The organism is Streptomyces sp. ADMS (genome assembly GCF_033441795.1).
Lineage (GTDB): Bacteria > Actinomycetota > Actinomycetes > Streptomycetales > Streptomycetaceae > Streptomyces.
Genome location: NZ_JAVFVX010000649.1, coordinates 1 through 229, shown reverse-complemented (window position 1 = coordinate 229; position 229 = coordinate 1). Strand labels below are relative to the sequence as shown.

Genomic DNA, 229 nt, shown 5'->3' with positions numbered 1-229 from the left:
GCCTGCGATGTGTTGGGCGTGCGGGCGAGCGCGGCCGACCGGCGCGGGTCGGCGCTCCCGCCGACGGGCGAGACGGTGACGTACGGCAGATTCCGCTCGGGGATGCCCGACAGCGGACGCTCGACGGGCTCGGTACTGCTGAAGGCGAGCACGGCCTCCCGCACCAGGTAGAGGGGGGTGGCGCTGGTGAAGTCGGCGTGCCAGCGTTCGCCGTTGACGTGGTCCACGC

At 73.4% G+C, this 229-nt stretch carries 1 pseudogene; it reads right to left on the bottom strand.

The window, feature by feature from the left end:
• Positions 1-229, bottom strand: a pseudogene (locus tag RB628_RS42340) (hypothetical protein); the annotation flags it as partial.